This is a genomic window from Candidatus Pseudomonas auctus (assembly GCF_048654275.1).
Taxonomy (GTDB): Bacteria; Pseudomonadota; Gammaproteobacteria; order Pseudomonadales; family Pseudomonadaceae; genus Aquipseudomonas; species Aquipseudomonas pharyngis.
Window position 1 is genome coordinate 1 of record NZ_JBJYZK010000037.1, and the last position, 275, is coordinate 275.

Below are 275 nucleotides of genomic sequence, written 5' to 3' on the forward strand. Positions count from 1 at the left end.
CCCAGGCCGCCGTCAAGAATGTTATTGCCGTCGTTGCCGGTGATGCGGTTGCTGACCGCGCTGCCGGTGCCGTTGAGATTGGCCGTGCCGGTCAGGATCAGGTTTTCGACGTTGGCGCCGAGGGTGTAGTCGATGGACGCGAACACGCGGTCGAGTGCGGTCAGCGAGGCATCGGTTTCGATCACTACATCGCCGACGTCGTCGACGTAGTAGGTGTCGACGCCATCACCGCCGATCATGGTGTCGGCACCTGCGCCGCCATTGAGGGTGTTGGC

General features: G+C 63.3%; 1 pseudogene. It reads right to left on the minus strand.

Going from position 1 to position 275, the window contains the following annotated elements:
- Nucleotides 1–275: pseudogene (locus tag ACKUG4_RS28240) on the minus strand (hypothetical protein); the annotation flags it as partial.